The sequence below is a fragment of the Aliivibrio logei genome (assembly GCF_001691055.1).
GTDB classification, from domain to species: domain Bacteria; phylum Pseudomonadota; class Gammaproteobacteria; order Enterobacterales; family Vibrionaceae; genus Aliivibrio; species Aliivibrio salmonicida.
This window is the reverse complement of sequence record NZ_MAJU01000062.1, coordinates 1-1,557: the sequence shown is the minus strand read 5'-3', so window position 1 is coordinate 1,557 and position 1,557 is coordinate 1. Positions and strand designations below refer to the sequence as shown.

The window sequence follows — 1,557 nt, the reverse complement described above, 5'->3', positions numbered from 1 at the left end:
CGTGTTATGCCAGCGTTATACCAACGGGGCGCAATAATTAAGTAAAGGAGCATATATTGGAAAATTATAAAGCATATTTGTTTGATATGGATGGAACATTGGTTAATTCAGAGCCACTGAAAGGCAAAGCTTTAGAATTGGCTTGCTTAGATTATGGTGTAATCGTTGATTTTAATATATATAAAAATGTTATGGGTGAAAGCTGGCAAGTTGTTACTGAGCATTTTTTTAAAGAAGCAAATATCTCTCCAAATTTAATAGAGTTTAATGCATATTTCCGTTCTCATTATGAGCATCTTTTACGCGAGAATTTAGAACTTAATCCTAATGCTTTAAATTATATAAATCATATTAAATTGACAGGTAAGCAATGTGCAGTGGTAAGCTCGGCTGCAAGTTGGATGGTTGAACAAATTTTATCGCAACTTGGTTTGAAAAACGCATTTGATGTTGTAATTACCAAAGAAGATGTAATAAAGCATAAACCAAATCCTGAAGCATACCAATTAGCAATTAAAAATCTCGATATACTAGCTTCTGACGCATTAGTATTTGAAGACTCTACAGCAGGAATATTGGCTGGAGTGAGTAGTGGTTGTGACGTTGTAGCAGTAAAGCATACATTTAATCAAAAAAATGATTTGAGCTTATCAAAGCAAGCTATATCTGATTTCGGTGAGATGTTGGTATAACAAAGCCATCAACACGATGCTTATAACATTCGGCGTTTTTGGTTTGAAGTGTAATTGGCTTGGTAAAGTTGGTCGTCAGCACGTGTTATGGCGGCGTTATAAAGATGGAGTAAATAATATAAATGGACGCATTATATACATCAATGAAGGAGGGTAATTATGGTATTGCTCTCATTCTTATTGTTGTTCTTATATTGATGAATATCCCAAGGCTTATTGATTTTTCGAGTTTCAATAGAAAACGAAGAATGAATGATTTAATTGAAGCTTTAGGAAATGAAAATGTAACCGATAAAATAAAGTCTCATCTAAAGGATGAAATTCAAATTGAATGTTTCCGGCTTGCTCATGGTGTAAGAGTTAGTACTCCGATGCTGAATGCTATTTTGACCATAAGCAAACGGGTTGATACCAAGGTTTCATTTAGGCATTTATTAAGAGTTGCGAAGATTATGCCTAATATTGATGAGCTGGATAATAAATCGTATCGAATAAAGTTAGAGTGGTTTGATAAACTCTTTTGGGGGTACAATTTAATTACTGGGGCATTGATGGTTATAATCGGCTTAGTATTTTTTATTGCATTTATGGGAACGTTATCGACAGAGGTCCATGCCAATTATCTTATATTGGGTCTTTTTTCTTTTGCAACTGGATCTTATGCATTTAACGAAGGTGTTGCATTGGCTTCGGTTTATCATATTAATAAGGCTCTTCAAAGCTATGATGAAAGTTGTAAGATATCTTTATAACAATCGCATCAACACGATTTGCTACACTCGGCGTTGTCAGTTTGCCTTTAGTTTCAGTGATTAAGGCGGTAAAATTCAGTTAAGTCTGTATAGTAGCAAACGTGTTATGCAGG

Annotated in this window: 2 protein-coding genes; both read left to right on the top strand. The window is 34.4% G+C overall.

Features of this window, described 5'->3' with window-relative positions:
* Positions 1-56 precede the first annotated feature (56 nt).
* Positions 57-692 carry an HAD family hydrolase gene (locus A6E04_RS20805; RefSeq protein WP_083199122.1) on the top strand — a complete coding sequence of 212 codons (636 nt, stop codon included), beginning with the start codon at positions 57-59 and terminating at the stop codon, positions 690-692.
* 122 nt (positions 693-814) lie between these two features.
* A complete protein-coding gene (locus tag A6E04_RS20800) occupies positions 815-1,444 on the top strand; it encodes a hypothetical protein (RefSeq protein WP_065612294.1) in 630 nt (209 codons plus the stop codon).
* Positions 1,445-1,557 lie beyond the last annotated feature (113 nt).

Bases quoted from the DNA above. Each gene is read 5' to 3' on its own strand.
- A6E04_RS20800 (WP_065612294.1), top strand. From the start codon at position 815: ATGGACGCATTATATACATCAATGAAGGAGGGTAATTATGGTATTGCT.